The sequence below is a fragment of the Burkholderia sp. BCC1999 genome, from assembly GCF_905339975.1.
Lineage (GTDB): Bacteria > Pseudomonadota > Gammaproteobacteria > Burkholderiales > Burkholderiaceae > Burkholderia.
In genome coordinates, this window is sequence record NZ_CAJPHP010000036.1 from 23,050 (window position 1) to 44,677 (window position 21,628).

Sequence of the window (21,628 nt, forward strand, 5' to 3'; positions counted from 1 at the left end):
GGGGTCTGGTCAGGCTGTTGGGGACAGGTTGCGCCAGACGTGAAAGCTAATCAGGACGGTTGCGGCATAGACGAAAGCCGCGCCCATGCTAGCCGCCTGCTCGCATTCGAGCGGGGCGTGCACGCATTTGCCGTCCGGGCCGCGAGTCTGCGCTGTGAACAGCGTGATGTAGGAGCGGCCCGAACCAGAAGGCGACACGTCGATGAACGTACGATTTCCGAGCCGATTCGGGACCATTGCATTATTTTTTGCGTTGACGGGCTGTGCGGTGCCACCCAGCCAGACCACCGGAAGCGCGAACCAGAAGAACGCGGTCGACAAGACGGCCGCTGCCGCGAAAGCGGACAACGACAAGCAACTGAATTTCGATTCCGCACTGGCATCGATGCCGGCTGCCGACGCCAAGGACGCGAAGAAGTCGTCGCTGGCGGACGCCGAGCCGATCGACGGCAAGGACGTGTCCGACTTCCGTCAGACGGGCCGCGCATCGTGGTACGGGCGGGATTTCCACGGCCGCCGCACCGCGAACGGCGAACGCTTCAACATGAATGCGCTCACCGCCGCGCACCGCACGCTGCCGCTGTCGTCGTACATCAAGGTGACGAATGCGTCGAGCGGCAAGTGGGTCGTCGTGAAGGTCAACGATCGCGGGCCGTTCAAGCGCGGCCGCGTGCTCGACCTGTCGTATGCCGCTGCCAAGATGATCGGCCTCGTGCATGCCGGCACGGGCCGCGTGAAGATCGAAGGGCTGTCGCCGCAGGAAGCACGCGAGGCACGCGACGAAATGTTCGCGTCGATCTCGGCGAAGTAACGCGGCGGTTCGCCCGCTCACGCATCAGGTATCACGCATCAAGTACAAAGGGCTGCCTCCCGGCAGCCCTTTGTCGTTTCGGCGCGGCATCGTCGCGCGTCAGCCTTCCTTCAGCGCGAGCGCACGCGCATACAGCGTGTTGCGCGATGCGCCCGTCAGCGCGGCCGCGAGCTTCGCGGCGCTCTTCACCGGCACTTCTTCCAGCAGCAGCCTGAGCAGCGCGTCGTGCGCGGTGTCGTCGGCTTCGCCGCTCGCCGCCGGCGCGCCTTCGACAACCAGCACGAACTCGCCGCGCTGCCGGTTCGCATCGCCGGCAAGCCAGGTCTGTCCTTCGGCCAGGGTGCCCTGGAACAACTGCTCGTGTAGTTTGGTGAGTTCGCGCGCAATCAGCAGCCGGCGCGCGGGGCCGAACGCATCGGCGAGTGCGGTGACGGTTTCGGCGATCCGGTGCGGCGCTTCGTAGAACACCAGCGCATACGGGTGAGACACCAGCGCCTGCAGCGCGGTTGCGCGCTGCCTGGCCTTCGGCGGCAGGAAGCCGGCGAACGTGAACGCGCCGGCCCATTCACCGGCCACGCTCAGCGCGGTCACGGCCGCGCTCGCGCCCGGCAGCGGGATCACCGCGAAGCCGGCCGCGCGCACCGCGTCGACCAGCCGCGCGCCGGGGTCCGAGATGCCGGGCGTGCCGGCGTCCGAGACGTAAGCCACGCGTTCGCCGCCACGCAGCATGTCGATCACGCGCTGCGCGGCTTCGCGTTCGTTGTGCTCGTGCACGGCCAGGAGCGGCTTCGAGATCCCGTAGCGGGCGAGCAACTGGCCGGTGTTGCGGGTGTCTTCGGCCGCGATGCGGTCGGCGAGGCCGAGCACGTGCAGCGCGCGCAGCGTGATGTCGGCCGTATTGCCGATCGGCGTGGCGACCACGTAAAGCGTGGCGTCCGGGTAGTGCTGCGTATGCGCGAGTTCGAGGAGGGCAGTCATGGCAGGCAATGCACGCAATCGCGGCGCAAGCGGAACAAGGTCGGCATTGTGCCACGCGGCGCCGGCCGGCCCGGGCGACAGGCGCGGTTTGCCGCGCGCGGGCGACAACTTTTCCGGCGCGGCACGATCCAAACCGGTCGGCGCGGCGTTCGAGCTGCGCGCGCGGCAATTTCTCGAGCGGCGCGGCCTCGGGTTCGTCGCGGCGAACGTGACGATGCGCGGTGGCGAGCTCGATCTCGTGATGCGCGAGCCGGACGGCATGCTCGTGTTCGTCGAAGTGCGCGCGCGGCGCAGTGTCCGGCATGGCGGCGCGGCCGCGAGCGTCGGCTGGCGCAAGCGGCGGCGTCTCGTCGCGGCGGCGTTGCAGTTCTGGGCGCGGCACGGTGCCGGTGCCGCGTGCCGGTTCGACGTCGTCGCATTCGAGGCCGGCCGGCTCGTGTGGCTGCGCGACGCATTTCGTACCGACGATGCGTAGCCGCGACGTGTGACGAGATGTAAAGAGTTCTTGCCGGACCCCCGGAGAGGGTGCTGGAGTACGGTAAACTCGCCGCACCCACGATGTCGCGCGATATGTGCCACGCGCCCAGTTCACCAGGAATCGATGTCAGTCGAACGTATTCAGCAACAATTCCACGACAGCGCCGCGCTTCACGCCGAAGCGGCCGACGCGCTGGCGTTGCCGATCGCAGCCGCGGTCGATGCGATGTTCGCCGCGCTGGCGAACGGCAACAAGATCGTCGCGTGCGGTGAAGGCCCGTCGGCCGCCGCCGCGCAGTACCTCGCCGCGTCGCTCGTCGGCGGCTTCGAGCGCGAGCGTCCGGGCCTGCCCGCGATCGCGCTGGCCACCGATGCATCGCAGGCCGGCCTCATGGGGGCGATGGCCGCCGAGCAGCTGTTCGCGCAGCAGGTGCGCGTGCTCGGCCAGACGGGCGACATCCTGCTGGTGCTCGATTCGGGCGGCGCGTCGCCGCGCGTGCTGGCAGCGATCGACGAGGCGCACGAGCGCGAGATGACCGTCGTCGCACTGACGGGCGGCAACGGCCATGCAGTTGCGGCCGCGCTGTCCGATACCGATATTCCGATCAGCGTGCACGCCGTTCGCGCGGCACGCATCCACGAAGTCCATCTGCTGACCATCCACTGCCTGTGCGACGGCATCGACGCGATGCTGCTGGGTGAGGATTGAACGAAGGAGAGCTGTCGATGAATCAAAGCCGCGTCAAACAGACGCTCGTCAGGACCACGCTGCTCGCCGCGCTGATGGCGGGCCTCGCCGTGTCGCTGCAGGGTTGTGTGCTCGGGATCGTGGGTGCGGCGGCCGGCGGCGGCGCGCTGGTCGCGACCGACCGCCGGACGCTCGGCGCGCAGACGGAGGACCGCGAGATCCAGGTCAAGTCGCTCTCGCAGATCAACAACGGGCTGCCCGACCAGTCGCACGTGAACGTGACGGTGTTCAACCGCCGCGTGCTGCTGACGGGTGAAGTGCCGAACGATGCGTCGAAGCAGCGCGCCGAGGAAATCGTGCGCGGCATCAACAACGTGAACGGCATCGTCAACGAGCTGTCGGTCGAGCCGGCGGCGTCGCTGTCGTCGCGCGCGAACGACTCGTACCTCGAAGGGCGCGTGAAGTCCGAGCTGATCGCGACGAAGGGCATCTCGGCGAACTACTACAAGGTCGTCAGCGAGCGCGGCAACCTTTACCTGATGGGCCTCGTGACGGTGGATGAAGGCAATCGCGGCGCGGAAGCCGCGAGCCAGGTGCCGGGTGTCGAGAAGGTCGTGAAGGTATTCCAGTACGTGAAGCCGCAGGATGCGCAGGCGCTGCAGGACGCATCGCCCGCGAGCGGCGCGTCCGGCGCGCCGGCTGCCGCCGCTCCGGCGGACAGCGCGACGGTCGGCGCCGTGCCGGACGCATCGGTGCAGTCCGCGCCGCTGCAGTCGCCCGCGCCGATCTCGAATTCGTCGAGCGTCCACCCGGGCAACCCGAAGGCGCCGGCGCAATGAAGAGTGTGCAGATGAAGCAGATGAAACGCTGGATGGTGCAGGGCGCCGCGGCCGCGGCGCTCGTGGCCGGCACGCTGGGCGCAGCGCACGCGGACGTCGGCGACGGCCTGAAGGTTGCGCGCAGCAACGCCTGCATGGGCTGTCACGCGGTCGACCGCAAGCTCGTCGGCCCGTCGTTCAAGGATATCGCCGCGCGCTACAAGTCCGATCCGCAGGCCGTCGCGAAGCTGTCGAAGAAGGTGAAGGAAGGCGGCTCCGGCGTCTGGGGTGCGATTCCGATGCCCGCGCATCCGCGCATGAGCGACGCCGACGTCCGTTCGGTGGTCGAATGGGTGCTGGCCGGCTCGCCGTCAAAGTAGCGCTTCGGGGGGCACGTAACCCCTATTGCCAAGCGCAGAAATGCGTGTGTATGATGATTGACTGTTGGGGCGGTAGCTCAGCTGGGAGAGCGTCGCGTTCGCAATGCGAAGGTCGGGAGTTCGATCCTCCTCCGCTCCACCAACGGAATTCGAAAGGCCCGATCTCAAATCGGGCCTTTTTGTTTTGGGAACCCGCAGGCATGCGCGGCATGCGCAAACGCGCGGCCCGCTAGTTCAGCAGGTCATGGATTTCCTTGAGCGTCGGCACCGACAGCGCTGCGAATGCCACCGCGATCAAGACGAGCGGCACGATCCTTTTCCGCAGCAGCACGCAGATGCCGATTCCCAGCGCGAAGAACGCGCAGCTCAGCAGCATCGTGAGCCAGAGCCATGCGTAACCGGCGCCACCCTCGAAGCGCGAGACGTTCTCGGTCATCCGGAGGGCGACATAGCCGGCGACGGTCATGCTGGCCGGCAGGCACAGGATCGAACAGGGTACGAGGAGGGCGATCTGTCGCGGTGTCGGATCGGGAGACGTCATGACGAGCGCTTTTCCTTCGAGTGGACGGGGCACCCGGCCGTGCGCCGCGCGGGCCGGTTCAGGCAGCCGGCAGGATGCGGGCGTTTTCCGCGTTTGGCAACAGCCACCCGCCATCCAGCCTTCCCGTCACCCCCGCCCGAAACTCGGCCGCTTCGGATCGTACGTCCACCCCGGCACCAGATACCGCATCGCGACCGCGTCATCGCGCGCGGTGCCGCCCACCTCTTTGTACAGCGCATGCGCGGCCTCGACCTGCGCCATGTCGATCTCGATCCCGAGCCCCGGCCGTTCCGGCACGGCTACCTTGCCGCCGACGATCGCGAGCGGTTCGCGCGTGAGCCGCGCATCGCCTTCCTGCCAGATCCAGTGCGTATCGATCGCGGTGATCGTGCCGGGCGCGGCTGCCGCCGCATGAGTGAACATCGCGAGCGACACGTCGAAGTGGTTGTTCGAGTGCGAACCCCACGTGAGCCCCCAGTCGCGACACAGCTGCGCGAGCCGCACCGAGCCCTGCATCGTCCAGAAATGCGGGTCGGCCAGCGGGATGTCGACCGCCTGCAGCCGCACCGCGTGATCCATCTGCCGCCAGTCGGTCGCGATCATGTTGGTCGCGGTCGGGATCCCCGTCGCGCGGCGGAATTCAGCCATCACCTCGCGGCCCGAATAGCCGCTTTCCGGCCCGCACGGATCTTCCGCATACGCGAGCAGGTGGCCTTGCCCGCGGCACAGCGCGACGGCCTCGTCGAGCGACCATGCGCCGTTCGGATCGAGCGTCGTGCGCGAATCGGGGAAGCGCGCCTTGATCGCCGCGATCGCTTCCATCTCGTCGGCGCCGGCCATCACGCCACCCTTCAGCTTGAAATCGGCGAAACCGTAGCGCTCGACCGCGGCTTCGGCCTGCCGCGCGATCGCGGCCGGTGTGAGCGCTTCCTCGTTGCGCAGCCGGAACCACGGGGAGCGCGCCTGCGCCTCGTCGCGATACGGCAGGTCGGTGCGGCCGCGATCGCCGATATAGAACAGATAAGCGAGCATCGGCACCGCGTCGCGCTGCTGGCCTTCGCCGAGCAGTGCCGCGACCGGCACGTCGAGATGCTGGCCGAGCAGGTCGAGCAGCGCGGCCTCGATTGCCGTGATCACGTTGTCGAGCCGCAGGTTGATCTCGTGCGGCTGGCGCAGCACTGCTGCCTCGCCGGCCGACGTCACCTCGTGCCGGATCGTGCGGCCCACCCCCGCGCCCGCGCCGGACAGCGCCGCGCGCACCGCGTTGAGCGTCGCCTGATAGCGCCCGATCGACTGGCCGACCACGAGATCCGTCATGCGCTCGAGCGCCTGGCGAATGCCTTCGCCGCCCGGCACTTCGCCGACGCCCGTATGCCCGCTGCTGTCGTCGAGGATCACGAGGTTGCGCGTGAAGTACGGCGCATGCGCGCCGCACAGGTTGAGCAGCATGCCGTCGCGGCCGGCGACGGGAATCACCTGCATGCGCGTGACGCGCGGCGTGCCGGCACGGCTGGGTTCGGACATCGGTTCGCTCCTGGTTCCGGTGGCGCGCGGGCCGCCGGACGCGCCGGCGAGGCCCGCGCCGTTCATTGAAGCTCGACGCGGCGGATCTCGCCGACGACGAACAGGTAGCAGATCACGGCGACGAGCGCGTGCGCGACGACGTAGACGAGCGCGCCGTTGAACGAGCCGCTGCGGTCGACGATATAGCCGATCGCGATCGGCGTCGTGATGCTGGAGAGGTTGCCGCACGTGTTGAGCAGCGCGCCGCTCAGCCCCGCGATCTGGCGCGGCGCGGTGTCGGCGTTGACGGCCCAGCCGAGCGCGCCGAGCCCCTTGCCGAAGAACGACAGCGCCATGAACAGCACGACGAGCACGTGCGAATCGGTGTAGTTGCAGACGATCATCGACATCGACAGCAACATGCCGAACACGATCGGCACCTTGCGCGCGACCGACAGCGAGCGGCCCTGCTTGAGCAGCGCATCGGACACGACGCCGCCGAGAATCCCCCCGAGGAACCCGCACACGGCCGGGATCGACGCAACGAGCCCCGCGTTGAGGATCGACATCCCGCGCGCCTGCACGAGATAGACGGGAAACCAGGTGATGAAGAAATAGGTGAGCGCGTTGATGCAGTACTGCGCGACGTACACGCCGACCAGCATCCGGTTTCTCAGCAGTGCCTTGACGTGGCGCATCGACGGGCCGCCGTCGCGCCCGCCCGTCGCCTGGTCGATGTTGACGAGCGCGCCGCCTTCGGCGAGGTAGTCGAGTTCCGCGCGGTTGATGTTCGGGTGGTCCTTCGGGTCGTACATCGTGCGGTTCCACACCAGGACGAACGCGAAGCCGAGCACGCCCATCACCGCAAACACCGACTGCCAGCCGAACGCGTGCACGAGCCAGCCCATCAGCGGCGCGAACACGACGGTCGCCGCGTACTGCGCGGCGTTGAAGATCGCCGACGCGGTGCCGCGTTCGGCGGCCGGGAACCACGCGGACACGATCCGGCTGTTGGCCGGGAACGACGGCGCCTCGGCTGCACCGACCAGGAAGCGCAGCCCGAACAGCAGCGCGAACGCGGCTGCGCCGCCGAAGAAGCCGATTCCGCCCTGCAGCAGCGTGAACAGCGACCAGAAGAAGATGCTGAATGCGTAGACGATGCGCGACCCGTAACGGTCGAGCAGCCAGCCGCCAGGCAGTTGCGCGATCACGTACGACCAGCCGAACGCGGAGAAGATGAAGCCGATCTGCACGTGGCTCAGGTGCAGCGCGCGGGCGAGGCTCGGGCCCGCGATCGCGATCGCCGCGCGATCCGCGTAGTTGATCGTCGTGACCGCGAACAGGACGGTCAGCACGAGCCAGCGTACGCGCGTGCGCCGGGCCGTTGCCGACGCGGACGCCGGCAGCGCGTGAAGCGGATTCATGACTTGTCTCCTCCGAAGGGCGGAAGGTGCCGTCGTGCGGCCGGCGCGTCGGTGCGCGCGTTATATGTACGAGTGCTTCCGGCCGGGAGCCGGGCCCCGGACGCCGATACGGGCAGGGCGTCCGGACCATTCTGTCATGTCGAAATTTGCGCTTTCATGCCAATTGCTGACTTGATCGATTCAGCATTTGAATCGATCTGCGCCGCGATCGGTCACGCGCTCGCGTCGTCCGCGCCGGTGCCGTGATGGTGCGCCACGTGCTGCGCGAGAAACTCGACGGCGGCGCGCACGCCGGGCAACTGGCCGCGCCGGTGCGGCATCAGCAGTGTCGTGGTGACGGTGCCCGCGCGCCAGCCGGGCAGCACGCGCACGAGCGCGCCGGACGCGAGCGCGGCGCCGGCGATCCAGTCGGGCAGGCATGCGATGCCGAGGCCGGCTGTCGCCGCTTGCAGCAGCAACGTCGATTCGTCGGCCTGCAGGCGGATGCGCGGCGCCACGTCGACGGTGTCGTCGCCACGCTGCAGCCGCCACGGCTGCTGGCTCGGGTGCAGGCCGTCGTGCCGCGCGAGATCGGCGGGTTCGTCCGGGATGCCGGCATGTGCGAGATAGGCCGGCGACGCCACGGCGATGATGGGCGACGTCGCGAGCGGCCGCTGCACGAGCGCGGAATCGGGCAGCGGCGCGAAATGGCTGCGCAGCGCGATGTCGAAGCCTTCCTGCGCGATGTCGACGAGACGGTCGCTCGCATGAACCTGCAGCAGCAGCTTCGGATGCGCGACGGCCAGCGCCGGCAGGCAGGGTGCGAGGATGTGCTGCGCGACCGGCACCGAGCTCGTGATCCGCACGACGCCGGCCGGTTCGGCGGCCTGCCGCAGCACCGCGTCGCGTGCGCTGTCGGCCTCGATCACGGCTGCGCGTGCGTGCTCGAAGAATTCGGTGCCGACCGGCGTCAGCCGGAAGCTGCGCGACGTGCGATGCACGAGCCGCGCGCCGAGCGTGCGCTCGAGCTCGGCCACGCGTTTGCTGACCGTCGATTTCGGCAGGCCGAGCCGGCGCGCGGCCGCCGACATGCTGCCCGCATCGACCGCCTGCACGAACAGATAGAGGTCGTTCAGGTTCACTTTCAGCGTCCACATGAAGAAACGACGGGTTTCAATTTTAGCGGCTACTGCGCCATCGTTCGCCATGGGAGCATGACTGCTCGTTCAACTTCTGCGGAATCTCCCGATGTCCCCGATCCTTCTCTACGGCATTCCCGCCGGCTGCTCGTTCGGCTCGATCGTCGCGCTTGAATGGGCCGGCCGCCCGTACCGGCTATCGCGCATCGCGATGCCGAGCGTCGCGACGAGCGACGCGTATCTCGCGCTGAACCCGGTTGCCGAGACGCCGGCATTCGTGACCGCGAACGGCGAGGTGCTGACCGAAAGCCTCGCGATCCTCGGTCACATCGGCGCGCAGGCGCTCGACACCGGCCTCGCGTTTCGCCAGGGCAGCGCGGATTTCGACCGGCTGAACCGGATGCTCGCGTGGCTGAACACGACGTTCTTCAACGCGTTCGGCGCGCTCTGGTACGTGTACGAACACGACACCGAGGGCGCCGAGAAAGCGGCGCTGCAGGCTTATGGCCGCGGCAAGGTGCTGAAGGCGCACCGGCAGCTCGAGGCGCTGCTCGAGCGCGGCGACGGCCCGTGGCTGCTGGGTGCGCGGCGCACGCTGGCCGACGCGTACTTCTCCGGGATCGCTCGGTGGGCCGACTACCACGCGGTATTCGAGCGCGACGCGTTCCCGCGTATCGCCGCGCTGCGTGCGCGGCTTGCCGACGATGCGGGCGTGCAGTTCGCGCACGCGATCGAGGAAAACCTGCCGCTGCCGGCGTCGCTGGCGTTCGAAGGGCATGTGTCGCTCGACGACGCGCTGGCAAGCGCACGCGGTATCGCGGCGCCGGCCCGAGCGGCCTGACCGGCAACGCGGTTGTCCGAAGGGGGAATCCGTGACGGTGTTTTTTTACCCGGATAATATTGACATCCAATTAATACCCGGATAAAAATAGCGTCATTCCGATTCCTGCCTCCGGGTGACCACGATGACAACCTCCACGCTCCTCCCTTCGTACACGGCCTTCGACGGCCACCGGCGGCTTGCGTCGGGCCCGCTCGCGACGGTCGCGCTCGCGGTCCGGCAGGCAGCCGGCGACGCGATGCCCGGCGCGATCCTGATCTTCGATGATGCGACGGGCCGCTCGATCGACCTCGACCTGCGCGGCACCGAGGACGACATCCGCGCGCGCTATGCGCCGCCGTCAGGCGATACGTCCGGCGCGGCCGGCGAGCCGGCAGGCACCGGCGAACAGCGCGGCCGTGGCCGGCCGAAGCTCGGCGTCGTGTCGCGTGAAGTCACGCTGCTGCCGCGTCACTGGGAATGGCTCGGCGCGCAGCCGGGCGGCGCGTCGGTGGCGCTGCGCAAGCTCGTCGAGGACGCGCGGCGCACGCATGCGGCGGCCGACCGGCACCGCGATGCGCAAACCCGCGCGTACCACTTCATGTCGGCGATGGCGGGCGACCTGCCCGGTTTCGAGGAAGCCGCGCGGGCGCTGTATGCGAACGATCCGGCGCGGCTCGCCGAGCTGGCCGCCGGCTGGCCGGACGACGTGCGCGACCATGCGCTCGCCCTGGCGCGCGGCGACCTGCCGCCGTCCGCCGAAGACTGTTGACGGAGCACCGATGCAATGACCGTATTCGATCTGAACCGCGGCGCGATTGCGCCGGTTGCCGACGAAGTCGATGTCGTCGATCTGCGCGTGACGGGCGCCATCCCGCGCGAACTCTGCGGCACGCTGCTGCGCAACGGCCCGAATCCGCCGGGCGGCCGCTTCGAAGGCAACGACATGCTGTCGTGGTGGCCGGAAGCCGCGATGCTGCACGCGATCGCGTTCGAAGACGGCCGCGCAGCCGGCTACCGGAACCGCTGGGCGCGCACGCAGCGCTGGGCCGCCGTGCGCGCGCCCAAGCAGGCGCCGCATCTGCCAGACACCAATCCGAACGTGAACGTGCTGCAGCATGCGGGCGAATTGCTCGCGCTGGCCGAGGGCGGCGCGCCGCTCGCGATCACGGCCGAACTCGATTCGCTCGGCGTGCCGGCGCGGCATGGGGGCTTCGACGGCGGCATGACCGCGCATCCGAAGGTCGATCCGGTGACCGGCGAGCTGATGACGTTCCGCGCGGACTGGCGCGCGCCGTGGCTACGCTACGGCGTGATCGACGCGCACGGCGTGCAGCGTGTCGACGTCGAGATCGACCTGGGTGCGCCATCGATGATGCACGACCTCGCGATCACGGAAACTCGCAGCCTGTTGCTCGACCTGAACGTCGGTTACGACTTCTCGCTGCTGAAGCAGGGCCACCGGATGCCGCTGCGCTGGCACGACGACCGGCCCGCGCGCGTCGGCGTGATTCCGCGCCACGGCGGCGCGGTGCGCTGGTTCGGCGTCGAGCCGTGCTTCATCCAGCACGTCGTGAACGCGTACGACTGCGACGAATCGTGCATCGTGCTCGATGCGGTGCGTTATCCGTGGTTCCTGCGGCTCGACGCGCACACGGGCCGCTTCGCCGACAACCCGGTCGGCGAGCTGTGGCGCTACGTGATCGATACGGCGAACGGGCTGATCGACGAAGGGCCGCTCGCCGACGGCGGCATCGAATTGCCGCGCATCAACGAAAGCCGGACGGGGCGCCGCTATCGCTACCTGTACGCGGTCGAGCAGCCGAACAACGCGGAAATGCGCGGCGTGATGCGCTTCGATCACGTGCGCGGCACGTCGACGCACTACGCGGTGCCGGCCGGCGACCAGAACGGCGAGCCGGTGTTCGTGCCGCGCCCGGGCGGCACCGACGAGGACGACGGCTGGCTGCTGGTGATGGTCTACCGCGCCGCGACTGACACGAGCGACGTCGTGATCCTCGATGCGCGCGCGATCGACGCGGAGCCGGTCGCGACGGTGCACCTGCCACGCCGTGTGCCGGCCGGGTTCCACGGCGCGTGGGTGCCGCGCGCAGGCGGATGAACGGCTGCGCGCGTCACTGCGCGCGCAGCGCGTCGACGATCTTCAGCCGCGCGGCGCGCATCGCCGGCAGGAAGCCGCCGACGAGCCCCATCACGAGCGAGAACAGCAGCGTCTTCACGACGATGGCGGGCGTCAGCACGAAGCGGAACGACAGGTCCGAGAAGGTCTGGAAGTTGGTCGTCGAGAACGACGCGAACTGCATCAGCGATGCGCACGCGAGCCCTGCGACGCCGCCGACGAAGCCGAGCAGCAGCGCTTCCAGCAGGAACGCGGCGAGCACGTTCCTGCGCTTGAAGCCGAGCGCGCGCAGCGTGCCGATCTCGGCCACGCGGTTCGCGACCGACGCATACATCGTGATCATCGCGCCGATCATCGCGGCGATCGAGAAGATCGTCGACAGCGTGATGCCGAGGATGTTGATGAACGTGGAAAGCGACTTCGACTGGTCGCCGTAGAACGTCTGCTCGCGCTTCGCTTCGTCGGTCAATCGCGGGTCGACGTCGATGTCGGCCTTGAAGCGCGCGAAGCCGTCGGCGCTCGGGATGCGCAGCACCATCGACGAATAGCTGGTGCGCCGGAACGACTGCATCAGCTGGTCGACGTCGCCCCAGATTTCCGAGTCGAAGCCGCTGCCGCCCGCGTCGAAGATGCCGACGATGGTCCAGTCGCGCTGCGCGAAATGCAGGCTGTCGCCGAGCTGCGTGCCGCTGAAGCCTTTCGCGATCGCGCTGCCGACGATGATCTCCGACGAGCCGGGCGTGAACATCCGGCCGGCCATGAGCTTCACGTGCGGGCGCAGCGCGAGCCCGGCGGGCGACACGCCGCGGATCACGACATTCGACGGTTTGCCGGTCGACGTCTTCACGAGCGAGATCAGCACGACGGCTTCCTTCGACACGAGCGGCCGGCCGTTGGGGCCGAGCGCGACGGCCGGATGCATCTCGAGTGCGTTGGCCTGCTGGTGGTCGATCGAACTCTGGATCTCGGTCTCGGCGCCCTTGCGGATCACCACGGCGTTGTCGGGTTCGCCGGTCGAGACGAGCGTCTGCGTGAGCCCCGCATCGAGCATCTGCACCGTCGCGAATACGAAGATCACGAGCGCCATCCCGCCCGCAGTGAGCGCGGTGGTGAGGCGCCGGGTCCACAGGTTGCGCGCGATGTAGTTGAGCGGGATCGCCATGCGCATCGCTACCCGATTGCCCGCAGGCCCTCGACCACACGCACGCGCGCGGCCTGCCACGCCGGCACGATCGCGGCAGCGAAGCCGACCGCGACCGAGCATGCGGCCTGCAGCACGACGGTCTCGGTCGATACCTTGAACACCGGGAAGATGCCGCCTGCCGCCTGCTTGAACAGGCTTGCGGCCGGCGGCGTCGCGAGGATCCCGAGCCCGCCGCCGGCCACCGCGATCACGACCGATTCGCCGAACACGATCAGCGCGAGAAAGCCGGGGCCGAAGCCGAGCGCCTTCAGCGTCGCGTATTCGGACGTGCGTTCGCGCGCACTCATCGCCATCGCGTTGGCCATCACGGCCATGATGATCAGGATCACCACGTACGACACGACGCGGATCGCCGCGATGATCTGGTTCGACATCGCGACGAAGCCCAGCTGGAACGCCTGCTCGGTCTCGGTCAGCGTCTCGGCGAGCGAGTTCTTGAACACCGCGTCGACGTTGCGCGCGATCGATGCGCCGTCGTCGGGGTTCGCGACGCCGAGCACGAACACGCCGACCTGGTCGGCCTGCTTCGGCGTGCGCTGGCGCACCGTTTCGTTCAGGTAGTCCCAGTGGAATACCAGTTGGCGCGTGATCGTCGAGTCGTCGCGGCCGTCGAGGATCCCGCGCACGACGAAATCCCACGTGCCCGGATAGATCGTGCCCTTCAACGGGATCACGTCGCCGATCTTGAAGCCGAACTGGGTAGCGAGCTGGCGGCCGACGAGGCAGCCGCGGCGGTCGCGGTCGTAGTCGGCGCGCTGCTGCGCCGGGATGATGTATTCCGGATACAGGTCGAGATAGTTTTCCGATACCGCGAAGCTCGCGAAGAAGTTCTTCGGGTCGCGGTAGATGCCGCCGAACCAGTTCGAGCGGACCACGGCCGTCACGCCGTCGACGCCGCGGATCCGGTTCTCGTAGCTGACGGGCAGCGGAAACACCAGCGAGATCGCGTTGCGCGTGACGAGCCGACCGCTGGACGCGGCGGCCGCGCCCGCGTACCACGCGTCGACCACGGTGTGCAGCAGCCCGAACGCCAGCACCGCGATCGTGAGCCCGAGCACGGTCAGCAGCGTGCGCAGCCGGTGGCGCAGCGCGTTGCGCGCGATCAGCTTCAGCACGTACATCGCGCGCGCTCCCGCAGCCGGTCAGCCGGCGTGCCCATCGATCAGCTCCCCTTTTTCCAGATGGACGAGCGCGCGCGCGGCGCCGGCCGCGTGTGCGTCGTGCGTCACCATGATGATCGTCTTGCCGAGCTCGGCGTTCATCCGCTGCAGCATCGCGAGCACGTCGGTAGCCGACGCGCGGTCGAGGTCGCCGGTCGGCTCGTCGGCGACGATCAGCACGGGGTCGGTGATCAGCGCGCGGGCGATCGCGACGCGCTGCTGCTGGCCGCCCGACAGCTCGGACGGGTAGTGGCTCGTGCGGTCGCCGAGATTCACCATGTCGAGCACGAGCTCGACGCGCTCGCGCCGCTCGCGGCGCGACAGGTGCGTGAGCATCAGCGGCAGCTCGACGTTCTCGAACGCGGTGAGCACCGGCATCAGGTTGTAGAACTGGAAGATGAAGCCGACGTTCGCCGCGCGCCATTCGGCCAGTTGCGCCTCCGCGAGCTGCGAGATGTCGAGCCCGCCCACGCGCAGCTCGCCGCTGTCGGGCCGGTCGATGCCGGCCACCAGGTTCAGCAGCGTGCTCTTGCCGGAGCCCGACGGCCCCATCAGCGCGACGAAGTCGCCTTCGCCGATGTCGAGCGTGATGTCGGTCAGCACGGGCACGATCTGGTTGCCGCGCCGGTACGACTTCGCGACGTGGCTGATCTCGACGAGGGGCGGCGAGGCGTCGTTCACGCGCGTTACTTCTTCGCGACGGTCACGTTCGCGCCGTCCTTCAGCTTCACGCCGGGCGCAAGCACGACCGTGTCGCCGGGTTTCACGCCGCGGACCGCGACGAGTTCGCCGATCCGCATGCCGCGCGTCACGGCCGCCGCGTGCACGGTGTCGTCCTTCACGACGAACACCACCGGCCGGCCGTCGCGCTCGACCACGGCGCTTGCCTGCACGGCCGTCACGGGCTGCCGGTCCTGCGCCGACACGGGCTTCGACAGGAACGCGATTTTCGCGCTCATGTCGGGCAGCACGCGCTCGTCGCGGTCGACGAAGCGCACCTTCACGAGCACGGTGGCCTTCGAGCGGTCGACGGTCGGCACGATGCGCGACACGCGGCCCGCGAAGCGCATGTCGGGCAGCGCGTCGAGCTGGATCTCGCACGGCTGCTCGGCGCGGATCTTCGCGATGTTCGATTCGGCGACGTCGGCCTCGACTTCGAGCGTGTCCATGTCGGCGATCGTCACGACGGCGCCCTTGCTGTCCGACGCGGACGAAAACGGCGTGATGTTGTCGCCGACGTTCGCATGCTTCGCGAGCACGATTCCGTCGAACGGCGCGCGGATCACCGTCTGGTCGACCGCGACCTGCGCGGCCTGCGCGTTGGCGTCGGCGGACACGATCGCGGCCTCGCCGCTGCTGAGCGATGCGCGTGCCTTGTTCACGCGGGCCGTGTCGATGTCGAGTTGCGCGGCCGGCACCGCGCCCTTCGGCGCGAGCGCCGCGGTGCGGCGCAACGCGATCTCGGCGTCCTTCAGCTCGGCCTGCTGCACGCCGAGGTTCGCGCGGGCGACCTTCGCCTGCGCGAGCGCCTGCGCCAGCGACGCTTCCACGTCGCGGCTTTCGAGGCGCGCGATGATCTCGTCCTTCTTCACGCGCGTGCCTTCGAGCACGCCGAGCCATTCGACGCGCCCCTGACCCTTCGACGCAACCGCGGCCTTGCGCTGCGGCACGACGTAGCCGGTCGCATTGAGTTGCGTGTCGTTCTGGTACGGGTAGGCGGACGTGACAGATGTGGTTTCGACGGTCGGCCGGCCGGTGAGCGCGATGCCGGCGACGATCGCGACGACGACGATCACGGCGGCGGCCACATAGCGCACCCATCGGCGCCGGCGGGGCGCCGGTGCGATCGGACGCCGGTCGATTTTCAGTTTGTCCAGATTGTGATCGGGCAATTTGAGCGCCTCGAGACGGCGGCGGTCTGGCGACGGCCGCGATCCGGTTTCCGGGGAAAGGGACGGATGGACGCCAGTATAAGCGTCGTCCCGATGGCGCGCGAGCCGGTTTGCAGCGCTGTCGTGGCGGCCGCCGCAGCGGCCACGGACATGGGAATACGCGTGCTCCCCCGGGGAAACCCGAGGGACGCAAGCAACGTGTCAACTTGCCGCGAACACGATGCGTTATGGAACCAGTGCGTCAGGTTTTGTCGCGACGGAACGGCGAAAGCCGGCCTCGCGGCCTGGGGCTCCGATGCGAATGCCTCGCATCTTTACCTACCGGTACGTTTGATTTTTTCTCCGCTAAAGGAAGAACAATGAAGAAGACGCTCGCTTCGATCATCGCCGCAGCATTCGCACTCGCATCGGTTTCGGCATTCGCACAGGCGTCCGCGCCGGCAGCCGACACGTCGGCAGCTGCTCCGGCACCGGCCAAGAAGGATCACAGCAAGCCGAAGCACCAGCTGAAGCACCACGGTTCGGCCAAGGGCAAGGCGAAGGCCGCCGCCGCTTCGGCAGCCGGCACGAACGACGCAGGCGCAGCAAACTAAGCGCTTCGCCCGGGGCCGGCACCGCCGGCCGCCCGTCGCGAGACCCCGCATGTTTCGGCATGCGGGGTTTTGTTTTTTCAGGTGTCGCGTTCGCCGGGCAGCGGCGATGGCGACGGCGACGGCGGTGGCGTACGCATCGCATCGACCACCGCGCGCATGCGCCGCCAGTGCGAGCCTTCCCAGAACACGCGCCGGCACACGTCGCACGCGGCGAAACGGCGGTGCCGCTGCCGGACGCCGTCCGGCACACGTGGCGCGGCGGCGGCCGCGTCGAGCGGATGCAGCGGCGCATTGCAGCGCAGGCACAGCCGGAACGGCCGCATGTGCGGTGCGAGATCGAGCCGCTCGAACAGTTCGCGCAACTGGTCGGCCGGCTGCAGCGCGTGCAGGTAGCAGCCGCGCACGACCGCGCGCCGCTTGAGCAGTTCGCGGTCGCGGGTCAGCACGATCCGGCCCTCCCGCGTGGCCAGCGCCGCGAGTTCGTCGTCGCGGTAGTGGTTGTCGTAGCAGGTGTCGAAGCCCGCGAGGCGCAGCAGTTGCGCGAGGCCGCCGAGATGCGCGTCGGCGACGAAGCGCCACGGCGCCGCTTGCGGCGCGGTCGCACCGTTCGCCACCGGCTGCGCGCGTTCCGGAAAGGCTTCGACGCGGTCGCCGTCGCCGAGCGGCTGGTCGAGCGCGGCCGGCGCGTCGTTCACGCAAAGCCGGCCGATTTCGGTATGCGGGACGCCAAGCGCCTCGATCGCATGCTTCACCGTCGCGTCGCGCGCGCACGCCTGCCCGAACGCGCGGTCGCGCTGCGCGCGCGGGAGAAAGGCGTTCAGTTCGCCGTGGAAGCGGAAGGTCGCGGTCGCCATCCGTCCAGTATCGCACCGCGCCCGGCCGGCGGCAGGCGCTGCAGACGGCCGGCATCTGTGTTTAACTCGCGGCTTCACGGAGCGAAGGAGCGGGCAATGGATCTCGGGTTTATCGGGCTGGGCGAAATGGGGCAGGCGATCGCGACGAACCTGCTGAAGGCGGGCCACACGGTGCGGGTCTGGAACCGGTCGCGCGAGCGTGCCGAGCCGCTCGCGGCGTTCGGCGCGCAGATCGTCGACACGCCGGCCGACGCGTTTCGCGGCGACGCGGTGTTCTCGATGCTCGGCGACGATGCCGCCGCGCGCGCGGTGTTCGACGACGCGCTGCTCGCGCAGGCGCCGCGGGGTCTGATCCACGTGAACATGGCGACGGTGTCGGTCGCGCTCGCCGAATCGCTTGCGCATGCGCACGCATCGCGCGGCATCCACTATGTCGCAGCGCCCGTGATGGGGCGGCCCGACGTCGCCGCCGCCGCGCGCCTGACGATCATGGCCGGCGGCCCGGCCGAGGCGATCGACCGCGTGCAGCCGCTGTTCGACGCGATCGGCCAGAAGACCTGGCGGTTCGGTTCGCTGCCGCAGCATGCGAACGTCGCGAAGATTGCCGCGAACTTCACGCTCGCGTCGGCGATCGAGACCCTCGGCGAGGCGTCCGCGCTGCTGGGCGCGCACGGCGTCGCGATGCGCGACTTCCTCGACGTGATCACCAGCAGCGTGTTTCCGGGCCCCGTCTATGCAGGCTACGGCTCGATGATCGCCGAGCGGCAATACGAGCCCGCGCGCTTCAAGGCCCGGCTCGGGCTGAAGGACGTCCGCCTTGCGCTGGAAGCCGGCGACGCGACGTCGGTGCCGCTGCCGATCGCGAGCGTCGTGCGCGACAGCCTGCTCGATGCGCTCGCGCACGGCGGCGGCGACCAGGATTTCGCGGTGCTCGGCGAGGTCGCGCTGCGCCGCGCAGGCCGCTGACGCGCGACACGAGCGCCGTGCTCACGGCATAATCGACGTTTCGTTTTCCCGACATTCAGGCAGAGGCGGTCATGAACTTGCATACGTGGTGGCTTTTCGTGGCGACGGTGTTCGTCGTATCGGCGATTCCGGGTCCGAACATGCTGCTCGTGATGACACACGGCGCGCGGCACGGGCTGCGACGTTCGGCGTGGACGATGGCCGGCTGTCTTAGCGCGCTGGTACTGATGTTGTCGGTGTCGGCGGCGGGTCTCGGTGCCGTGCTCGAGGCGTGGCCGGCGATGTTCAACACGTTGCGCTTTGCGGGCGCGGCCTACCTGATCTACCTCGGCGTGAAGGCGTGGCGCGCGCGCGTCGACGACGAGCAGCCTGCCGACGACGTCGAAACCGTGTCGCGCCAGGTCGCGCCGGCATCGCGCGGGACGCTGTTCCGCAACGGTTTCCTGGTCGCGGGCAGCAATCCCAAGGCGATCCTGTTCGCGGCCGCGCTGCTGCCGCAGTTCATCAACGCGGCCGAACCGACGCTGCCGCAGTTCGGCATCCTCGTCGTGACGTTCGCGGTGATCGAGGTGAGCTGGTATCTCGTCTACGCGTCGTTCGGCACGCGCATCGGCGCGACGCTGAAGAGCCAGAGCGTCGCGAAGGTGTTCAACCGGCTGACGGGCGGGCTGTTCGTCGGCTTCGGCGCGATGATGGCGCTGGTCCGTCACTGATTTCGACCTGACCGGATTCCGGTGTGCCGAACGCCCCGTCCCTCGCAAGAGGGCGGGGCGTTCGGCTTTTCGGGGCCGCTTTATGTCTGCCTACGCCCGCGGGCGAGTCAACGCAGTGTCGCCGGCCCCGCGTCCGGCCGCGAGCCCGAACACGGCGGCTGCGCCTGCGAACGCGAAGCCTGCGCCGCACACCGCGCTCCATCCGCCCCAGGCCCACGCGCTGCCCGCGAGCGCTGCCCCAAGTGCGCCGCCGACGAAGAACAGGCCGACGAACAGCCCGTTCAGGCGGCCGCGCGCGGCCTGGTTCAGCAGGTTGATCTCGCGGCGGCCGATCGTCTGGTCGACGATGACGCCCGCGTCCAGCAGCGCCGCACCGCCGGCCAGCAGCGCGAGCGCGACACCGCGATGCGCATGCGCGTCGAAGCCGAACCAGCCGGCGCCGGCGATGCCGAGCACGACGAGTGCGGCGAGCATCGTGCCGTGCGCGATCCGCTGCGCGGCCGGGCCGTGGCCATGGTCGCCGGCGCGGCCGGCGAGCGGCGTGACGATCGCGCCGCTGGCGCCGGCGAACGCGAATAGCGCGATCCCGTGCAGGTCGAGCGCGAACGGCGGCTGCGCGAGCCGCAGCCCGACGGCCGTCCAGAACGCGCTGAACGCGGCCATCGCGAGCGCCGCCGAGAGCGCGTGCCGGCGCAGTACCGGTTCGTCGGCGAGCAGGCGCCCCATCGACGCGAGCAGCGCGCGGTAGCCGGCCGTGACCGGCGGGGTACGCGACGGCAGGCGCAGCGCGAGCACGACGGCGATCGCCGCATTCGCGACCGCCGCCAGCAGGTAGAACGCGCGCCAGCCGGCCGAGCCCGCAATCAGGCTCGCGAGCGGTCGCGACAGCAGGATGCCGAGCATCAGCCCGCTCATCACGTTGCCGACCGCGCGGCCGCGCTGCGCTTCGGGCGCCATCGACGCCGCCATCGGCACGAGCATCTGGATCACGCTCGATGCGGCGCCGGCGACGAGCGTCGCGAGCAGGAATACGGTGCCGGACCGCGTGAACGCGGGCAGCGCGAGCGCGGCCGCACACGCGGCAAGCGTCGCGACGATCAGGCGGCGGTTCTCGAGCAGGTCGACCAGCGGCACGAGCAGCACGAGCCCGGCCGCGTAGCCGAGCTGCGGCAGCATCGCGACGAGGCCGGCGAGGCCGGGCGGCAGATGAAGGTCGGCGCTGATCGGGCCTGTCAGCGGTTGCGCGGCGAACAGGTCCATCACGATCACGCCGACCGTCGCGGCGAAGAACAGCGTCATCCCGGTGCTCAGCGCGGGCGGCACGGCGACGGACGGAGGAACGGCGGCGGGGCAACGGTTGGCAGGGCAGTTCATCGGAAGCCTGGGAGAGGGGGCGAAGGAATCCCCATCGTAGGTGCCCGATGTTTATGCGACAATTGAAATATGTCTAACATGATTATGCGAGTTTGTTTTGAATACGCGTGATCTCCTGGCGTTCGTCGCGGTGGTCGACAGCGGGTCGATGGTCGCCGCGGCCGCGAAGCTCCACCTGACGCAGCCGGGCCTGACGCGGCGCGTGCAGAACCTCGAAACGCTGCTCGGCGTGCCGCTGCTCGAACGGCAAAGCAAGCCGCTGAAGCCGACCGCCGCCGGGCGCGACGTCTACGCGCTCGCGCGCAACGTGCTGGGGGCGGTCGACGAGCTGATGGCGGCCGGTGCGCCGGACAGCGAGCCGTCGGGCGAGTTGCGCATCGGCGTCCCGCCGTTCCTGTCCGAGCTGGCGCTCGAGCGGCCGATCGACCGGCTGCGCGACGCGTTCCCGCGCCTCACGCTGCGCGTGACGGCCGGCTGGTCGCCGGCGCTGACGCAGGGCATCGAGCGCGGTGCGCTCGACGTCGCGGCCGTGATGGTGCCGGCGAGCGCGGTGCTGCCCGACGCGTTCACCGCGACGCTGCTCGCGACGCAGCCGACGGTGCTCGTCGCCGCGCGCGACTTTCCGTTGCCGGACGGTCCGCTGTCGCTCGACACGCTGTCGGGTTTTCCGTGGGTGCTGAGCCAGGACGGCTGCGGGATGCGTTCGGCGCTGAGCCGCGCGCTCGGCGCGGCCGGGCTGCCGTTCGACGTCGCGGTCGAGGCGTTCGGCTCGGAGTTGCAACTGTCGCTGGTCGCGCGCGGCGCCGGCATCGGCATCGCCGCGCCGAATGCGCTGGCGCGCAGCGCGCATCGCGATGCATTGAGGGTCGTGGAAACGGCAGGGCTGGAAACGCGGATCAACGTGTGGATCGTGCACGGCACGCTGCCGGGCCGGCTGGTGCGGCCTGTCGCGCTGTTGCGCGACGCGCTGGGCGAGGTGCTCGACCGCGAGAACGGAAGAGGGTCGGATGCGTTAATGGCGAACTAGAGGCAGCATTCGAGGGAAAATCCTTATTTTCTCTACGGAAATGTTGCATTGCGGAAACCGATTCGCTATAGTTGCACCTGTCTCCTCCATGTCTCCTCTGATATGGATTCAGCCCGCCTCTTAGGCGGGCTTTTTTTTGCCTGCGAT

At 69.2% G+C, this 21,628-nt stretch carries 23 protein-coding genes and 1 tRNA gene; 13 read left to right on the forward strand and 11 right to left on the reverse strand.

From position 1 onward, the window contains the following. The first annotated feature begins 202 nt into the window (after nucleotides 1-202). A complete protein-coding gene (locus U5809_RS33160) occupies nucleotides 203-811 on the forward strand; it encodes a septal ring lytic transglycosylase RlpA family protein (RefSeq protein ID WP_176048904.1) in 609 nt (202 codons plus the stop codon). 99 nt (nucleotides 812-910) lie between these two features. Here U5809_RS33160 and rsmI read toward each other — a convergent pair whose 3' ends face one another. Beyond that, on the reverse strand, nucleotides 911-1,789 hold the full coding sequence (gene rsmI, locus U5809_RS33165) for a 16S rRNA (cytidine(1402)-2'-O)-methyltransferase (protein ID WP_322089649.1): 879 nt from the start codon (nucleotides 1,787-1,789) through the stop codon (nucleotides 911-913). A gap of 46 nt (nucleotides 1,790-1,835) precedes the next feature. Here rsmI and U5809_RS33170 point away from each other — a divergent pair, with 46 nt between their 5' ends. From U5809_RS33170 to U5809_RS33190, 5 genes are all read left to right on the forward strand, one after another. Beyond that, nucleotides 1,836-2,264 (forward strand): YraN family protein, encoded by a 429-nt coding sequence (locus tag U5809_RS33170; RefSeq protein WP_322089672.1) that lies wholly within the window; start codon nucleotides 1,836-1,838, stop codon nucleotides 2,262-2,264. Nucleotides 2,265-2,390: 126 nt separating this feature from the next. Beyond that, complete coding sequence (locus tag U5809_RS33175) at nucleotides 2,391-2,975, forward strand: SIS domain-containing protein (RefSeq protein WP_322089650.1); 585 nt, start codon at nucleotides 2,391-2,393, stop codon at nucleotides 2,973-2,975. Between the two features lie 17 nt (nucleotides 2,976-2,992). Further along, nucleotides 2,993-3,793 (forward strand): BON domain-containing protein, encoded by an 801-nt coding sequence (locus U5809_RS33180; RefSeq protein WP_322089651.1) that lies wholly within the window; start codon nucleotides 2,993-2,995, stop codon nucleotides 3,791-3,793. Continuing rightward, nucleotides 3,790-4,152: a c-type cytochrome gene (locus U5809_RS33185; protein WP_322089652.1), complete on the forward strand. Its 363-nt coding sequence runs from the start codon at nucleotides 3,790-3,792 to the stop codon at nucleotides 4,150-4,152. Before U5809_RS33180 ends, U5809_RS33185 begins: the two co-directional genes overlap by 4 nt. A gap of 66 nt (nucleotides 4,153-4,218) precedes the next feature. Beyond that, a tRNA-Ala gene (locus U5809_RS33190) sits at nucleotides 4,219-4,294 on the forward strand. An 87-nt stretch (nucleotides 4,295-4,381) separates the two neighbouring features. Here the strand turns inward: U5809_RS33190 and U5809_RS33195 are convergent. The 4 genes from U5809_RS33195 to U5809_RS33210 all read right to left on the reverse strand — a co-directional run bounded on the left by U5809_RS33195 (nucleotide 4,382) and on the right by U5809_RS33210 (nucleotide 8,807). After that, nucleotides 4,382-4,693, reverse strand: a complete 312-nt coding sequence (locus tag U5809_RS33195) for a hypothetical protein (protein WP_322089653.1) — start codon at nucleotides 4,691-4,693, stop codon at nucleotides 4,382-4,384. Between the two features lie 126 nt (nucleotides 4,694-4,819). After that, nucleotides 4,820-6,217 (reverse strand): enolase C-terminal domain-like protein, encoded by a 1,398-nt coding sequence (locus U5809_RS33200; RefSeq protein WP_322089654.1) that lies wholly within the window; start codon nucleotides 6,215-6,217, stop codon nucleotides 4,820-4,822. 62 nt (nucleotides 6,218-6,279) lie between these two features. Continuing rightward, the gene (locus tag U5809_RS33205) at nucleotides 6,280-7,620 is read right to left on the reverse strand and encodes an MFS transporter (RefSeq protein ID WP_176048892.1); all 1,341 of its coding nucleotides are present in this window, start codon (nucleotides 7,618-7,620) and stop codon (nucleotides 6,280-6,282) included. A 212-nt stretch (nucleotides 7,621-7,832) separates the two neighbouring features. Continuing rightward, on the reverse strand, nucleotides 7,833-8,807 hold the full coding sequence (locus U5809_RS33210; RefSeq protein ID WP_322089655.1) for a LysR family transcriptional regulator: 975 nt from the start codon (nucleotides 8,805-8,807) through the stop codon (nucleotides 7,833-7,835). Nucleotides 8,808-8,847: 40 nt separating this feature from the next. Between U5809_RS33210 and U5809_RS33215 the strand changes: the two genes are divergently transcribed. The 3 genes from U5809_RS33215 (at nucleotide 8,848) to U5809_RS33225 (ending at nucleotide 11,680) form a co-directional block, all read left to right on the forward strand. Next, nucleotides 8,848-9,579 (forward strand): glutathione S-transferase, encoded by a 732-nt coding sequence (locus tag U5809_RS33215; RefSeq protein ID WP_322089656.1) that lies wholly within the window; start codon nucleotides 8,848-8,850, stop codon nucleotides 9,577-9,579. Between the two features lie 124 nt (nucleotides 9,580-9,703). Further along, on the forward strand, nucleotides 9,704-10,330 hold the full coding sequence (locus U5809_RS33220; protein WP_322089657.1) for a DUF2239 family protein: 627 nt from the start codon (nucleotides 9,704-9,706) through the stop codon (nucleotides 10,328-10,330). Nucleotides 10,331-10,345: 15 nt separating this feature from the next. After that, nucleotides 10,346-11,680 (forward strand): carotenoid oxygenase family protein, encoded by a 1,335-nt coding sequence (locus U5809_RS33225; protein WP_322089658.1) that lies wholly within the window; start codon nucleotides 10,346-10,348, stop codon nucleotides 11,678-11,680. Nucleotides 11,681-11,693: 13 nt separating this feature from the next. Here the strand turns inward: U5809_RS33225 and U5809_RS33230 are convergent, their stop codons facing one another. From U5809_RS33230 to U5809_RS33245, 4 genes are read right to left on the reverse strand one after another with little or no spacing between them, the layout of a single operon-like run. Next, entirely contained in the window at nucleotides 11,694-12,860 is a 1,167-nt protein-coding gene (locus tag U5809_RS33230; protein WP_322089659.1) for an ABC transporter permease, read from the reverse strand. An 8-nt stretch (nucleotides 12,861-12,868) separates the two neighbouring features. Continuing rightward, on the reverse strand, nucleotides 12,869-14,023 hold the full coding sequence (locus U5809_RS33235; RefSeq protein ID WP_322089660.1) for an ABC transporter permease: 1,155 nt from the start codon (nucleotides 14,021-14,023) through the stop codon (nucleotides 12,869-12,871). Nucleotides 14,024-14,044: 21 nt separating this feature from the next. Then, nucleotides 14,045-14,743, reverse strand: a complete 699-nt coding sequence (locus U5809_RS33240) for an ABC transporter ATP-binding protein (RefSeq protein ID WP_176048879.1) — start codon at nucleotides 14,741-14,743, stop codon at nucleotides 14,045-14,047. A gap of 5 nt (nucleotides 14,744-14,748) precedes the next feature. Then, on the reverse strand, nucleotides 14,749-15,954 hold the full coding sequence (locus U5809_RS33245) for an efflux RND transporter periplasmic adaptor subunit (RefSeq protein WP_322089661.1): 1,206 nt from the start codon (nucleotides 15,952-15,954) through the stop codon (nucleotides 14,749-14,751). A 359-nt stretch (nucleotides 15,955-16,313) separates the two neighbouring features. Between U5809_RS33245 and U5809_RS33250 the strand changes: the two genes are divergently transcribed. Further along, nucleotides 16,314-16,547, forward strand: a complete 234-nt coding sequence (locus U5809_RS33250) for a hypothetical protein (RefSeq protein ID WP_043185133.1) — start codon at nucleotides 16,314-16,316, stop codon at nucleotides 16,545-16,547. Between the two features lie 77 nt (nucleotides 16,548-16,624). Here the strand turns inward: U5809_RS33250 and U5809_RS33255 are convergent, their stop codons facing one another. Then, entirely contained in the window at nucleotides 16,625-17,401 is a 777-nt protein-coding gene (locus U5809_RS33255) for a Mut7-C RNAse domain-containing protein (RefSeq protein ID WP_322089662.1), read from the reverse strand. Here U5809_RS33255 and U5809_RS33260 point away from each other — a divergent pair. Together U5809_RS33260 and U5809_RS33265 are read left to right on the forward strand one after the other, a co-directional pair. Then, on the forward strand, nucleotides 17,291-18,367 hold the full coding sequence (locus U5809_RS33260; protein WP_322089663.1) for an NAD(P)-dependent oxidoreductase: 1,077 nt from the start codon (nucleotides 17,291-17,293) through the stop codon (nucleotides 18,365-18,367). The genes U5809_RS33255 and U5809_RS33260 overlap by 111 nt on opposite strands. A gap of 71 nt (nucleotides 18,368-18,438) precedes the next feature. Next, on the forward strand, nucleotides 18,439-19,080 hold the full coding sequence (locus U5809_RS33265) for a LysE family translocator (RefSeq protein ID WP_282506405.1): 642 nt from the start codon (nucleotides 18,439-18,441) through the stop codon (nucleotides 19,078-19,080). A gap of 90 nt (nucleotides 19,081-19,170) precedes the next feature. On the opposite strand, the gene U5809_RS33270 is transcribed toward U5809_RS33265, so the two are convergent. After that, a complete protein-coding gene (locus U5809_RS33270; protein ID WP_322089664.1) occupies nucleotides 19,171-20,454 on the reverse strand; it encodes an MFS transporter in 1,284 nt (427 codons plus the stop codon). A gap of 97 nt (nucleotides 20,455-20,551) precedes the next feature. On the opposite strand from U5809_RS33270, the gene U5809_RS33275 reads away from it, so the two are divergent. Continuing rightward, entirely contained in the window at nucleotides 20,552-21,481 is a 930-nt protein-coding gene (locus tag U5809_RS33275; protein ID WP_322089665.1) for a LysR family transcriptional regulator, read from the forward strand. The last annotated feature ends 147 nt before the right edge of the window (nucleotides 21,482-21,628 follow it).

Bases quoted from the DNA above. Each gene is read 5' to 3' on its own strand.
- U5809_RS33160 (WP_176048904.1), top strand. From the start codon at position 203: ATGAACGTACGATTTCCGAGCCGATTCGGGACCATTGCATTATTTTTT.
- rsmI (WP_322089649.1), bottom strand. From the start codon at position 1,789: ATGACTGCCCTCCTCGAACTCGCGCATACGCAGCACTACCCGGACGCC.
- U5809_RS33175 (WP_322089650.1), top strand. From the start codon at position 2,391: ATGTCAGTCGAACGTATTCAGCAACAATTCCACGACAGCGCCGCGCTT.
- U5809_RS33180 (WP_322089651.1), top strand. From the start codon at position 2,993: ATGAATCAAAGCCGCGTCAAACAGACGCTCGTCAGGACCACGCTGCTC.
- U5809_RS33185 (WP_322089652.1), top strand. From the start codon at position 3,790: ATGAAGAGTGTGCAGATGAAGCAGATGAAACGCTGGATGGTGCAGGGC.
- U5809_RS33195 (WP_322089653.1), bottom strand. From the start codon at position 4,693: ATGACGTCTCCCGATCCGACACCGCGACAGATCGCCCTCCTCGTACCC.
- U5809_RS33200 (WP_322089654.1), bottom strand. From the start codon at position 6,217: ATGTCCGAACCCAGCCGTGCCGGCACGCCGCGCGTCACGCGCATGCAG.
- U5809_RS33205 (WP_176048892.1), bottom strand. From the start codon at position 7,620: ATGAATCCGCTTCACGCGCTGCCGGCGTCCGCGTCGGCAACGGCCCGG.
- U5809_RS33210 (WP_322089655.1), bottom strand. From the start codon at position 8,807: ATGGCGAACGATGGCGCAGTAGCCGCTAAAATTGAAACCCGTCGTTTC.
- U5809_RS33215 (WP_322089656.1), top strand. From the start codon at position 8,848: ATGTCCCCGATCCTTCTCTACGGCATTCCCGCCGGCTGCTCGTTCGGC.
- U5809_RS33220 (WP_322089657.1), top strand. From the start codon at position 9,704: ATGACAACCTCCACGCTCCTCCCTTCGTACACGGCCTTCGACGGCCAC.
- U5809_RS33225 (WP_322089658.1), top strand. From the start codon at position 10,346: ATGACCGTATTCGATCTGAACCGCGGCGCGATTGCGCCGGTTGCCGAC.
- U5809_RS33230 (WP_322089659.1), bottom strand. From the start codon at position 12,860: ATGGCGATCCCGCTCAACTACATCGCGCGCAACCTGTGGACCCGGCGC.
- U5809_RS33235 (WP_322089660.1), bottom strand. From the start codon at position 14,023: ATGTACGTGCTGAAGCTGATCGCGCGCAACGCGCTGCGCCACCGGCTG.
- U5809_RS33250 (WP_043185133.1), top strand. From the start codon at position 16,314: ATGAAGAAGACGCTCGCTTCGATCATCGCCGCAGCATTCGCACTCGCA.
- U5809_RS33260 (WP_322089663.1), top strand. From the start codon at position 17,291: ATGCTTCACCGTCGCGTCGCGCGCGCACGCCTGCCCGAACGCGCGGTC.
- U5809_RS33255 (WP_322089662.1), bottom strand. From the start codon at position 17,401: ATGGCGACCGCGACCTTCCGCTTCCACGGCGAACTGAACGCCTTTCTC.
- U5809_RS33265 (WP_282506405.1), top strand. From the start codon at position 18,439: ATGAACTTGCATACGTGGTGGCTTTTCGTGGCGACGGTGTTCGTCGTA.
- U5809_RS33270 (WP_322089664.1), bottom strand. From the start codon at position 20,454: ATGAACTGCCCTGCCAACCGTTGCCCCGCCGCCGTTCCTCCGTCCGTC.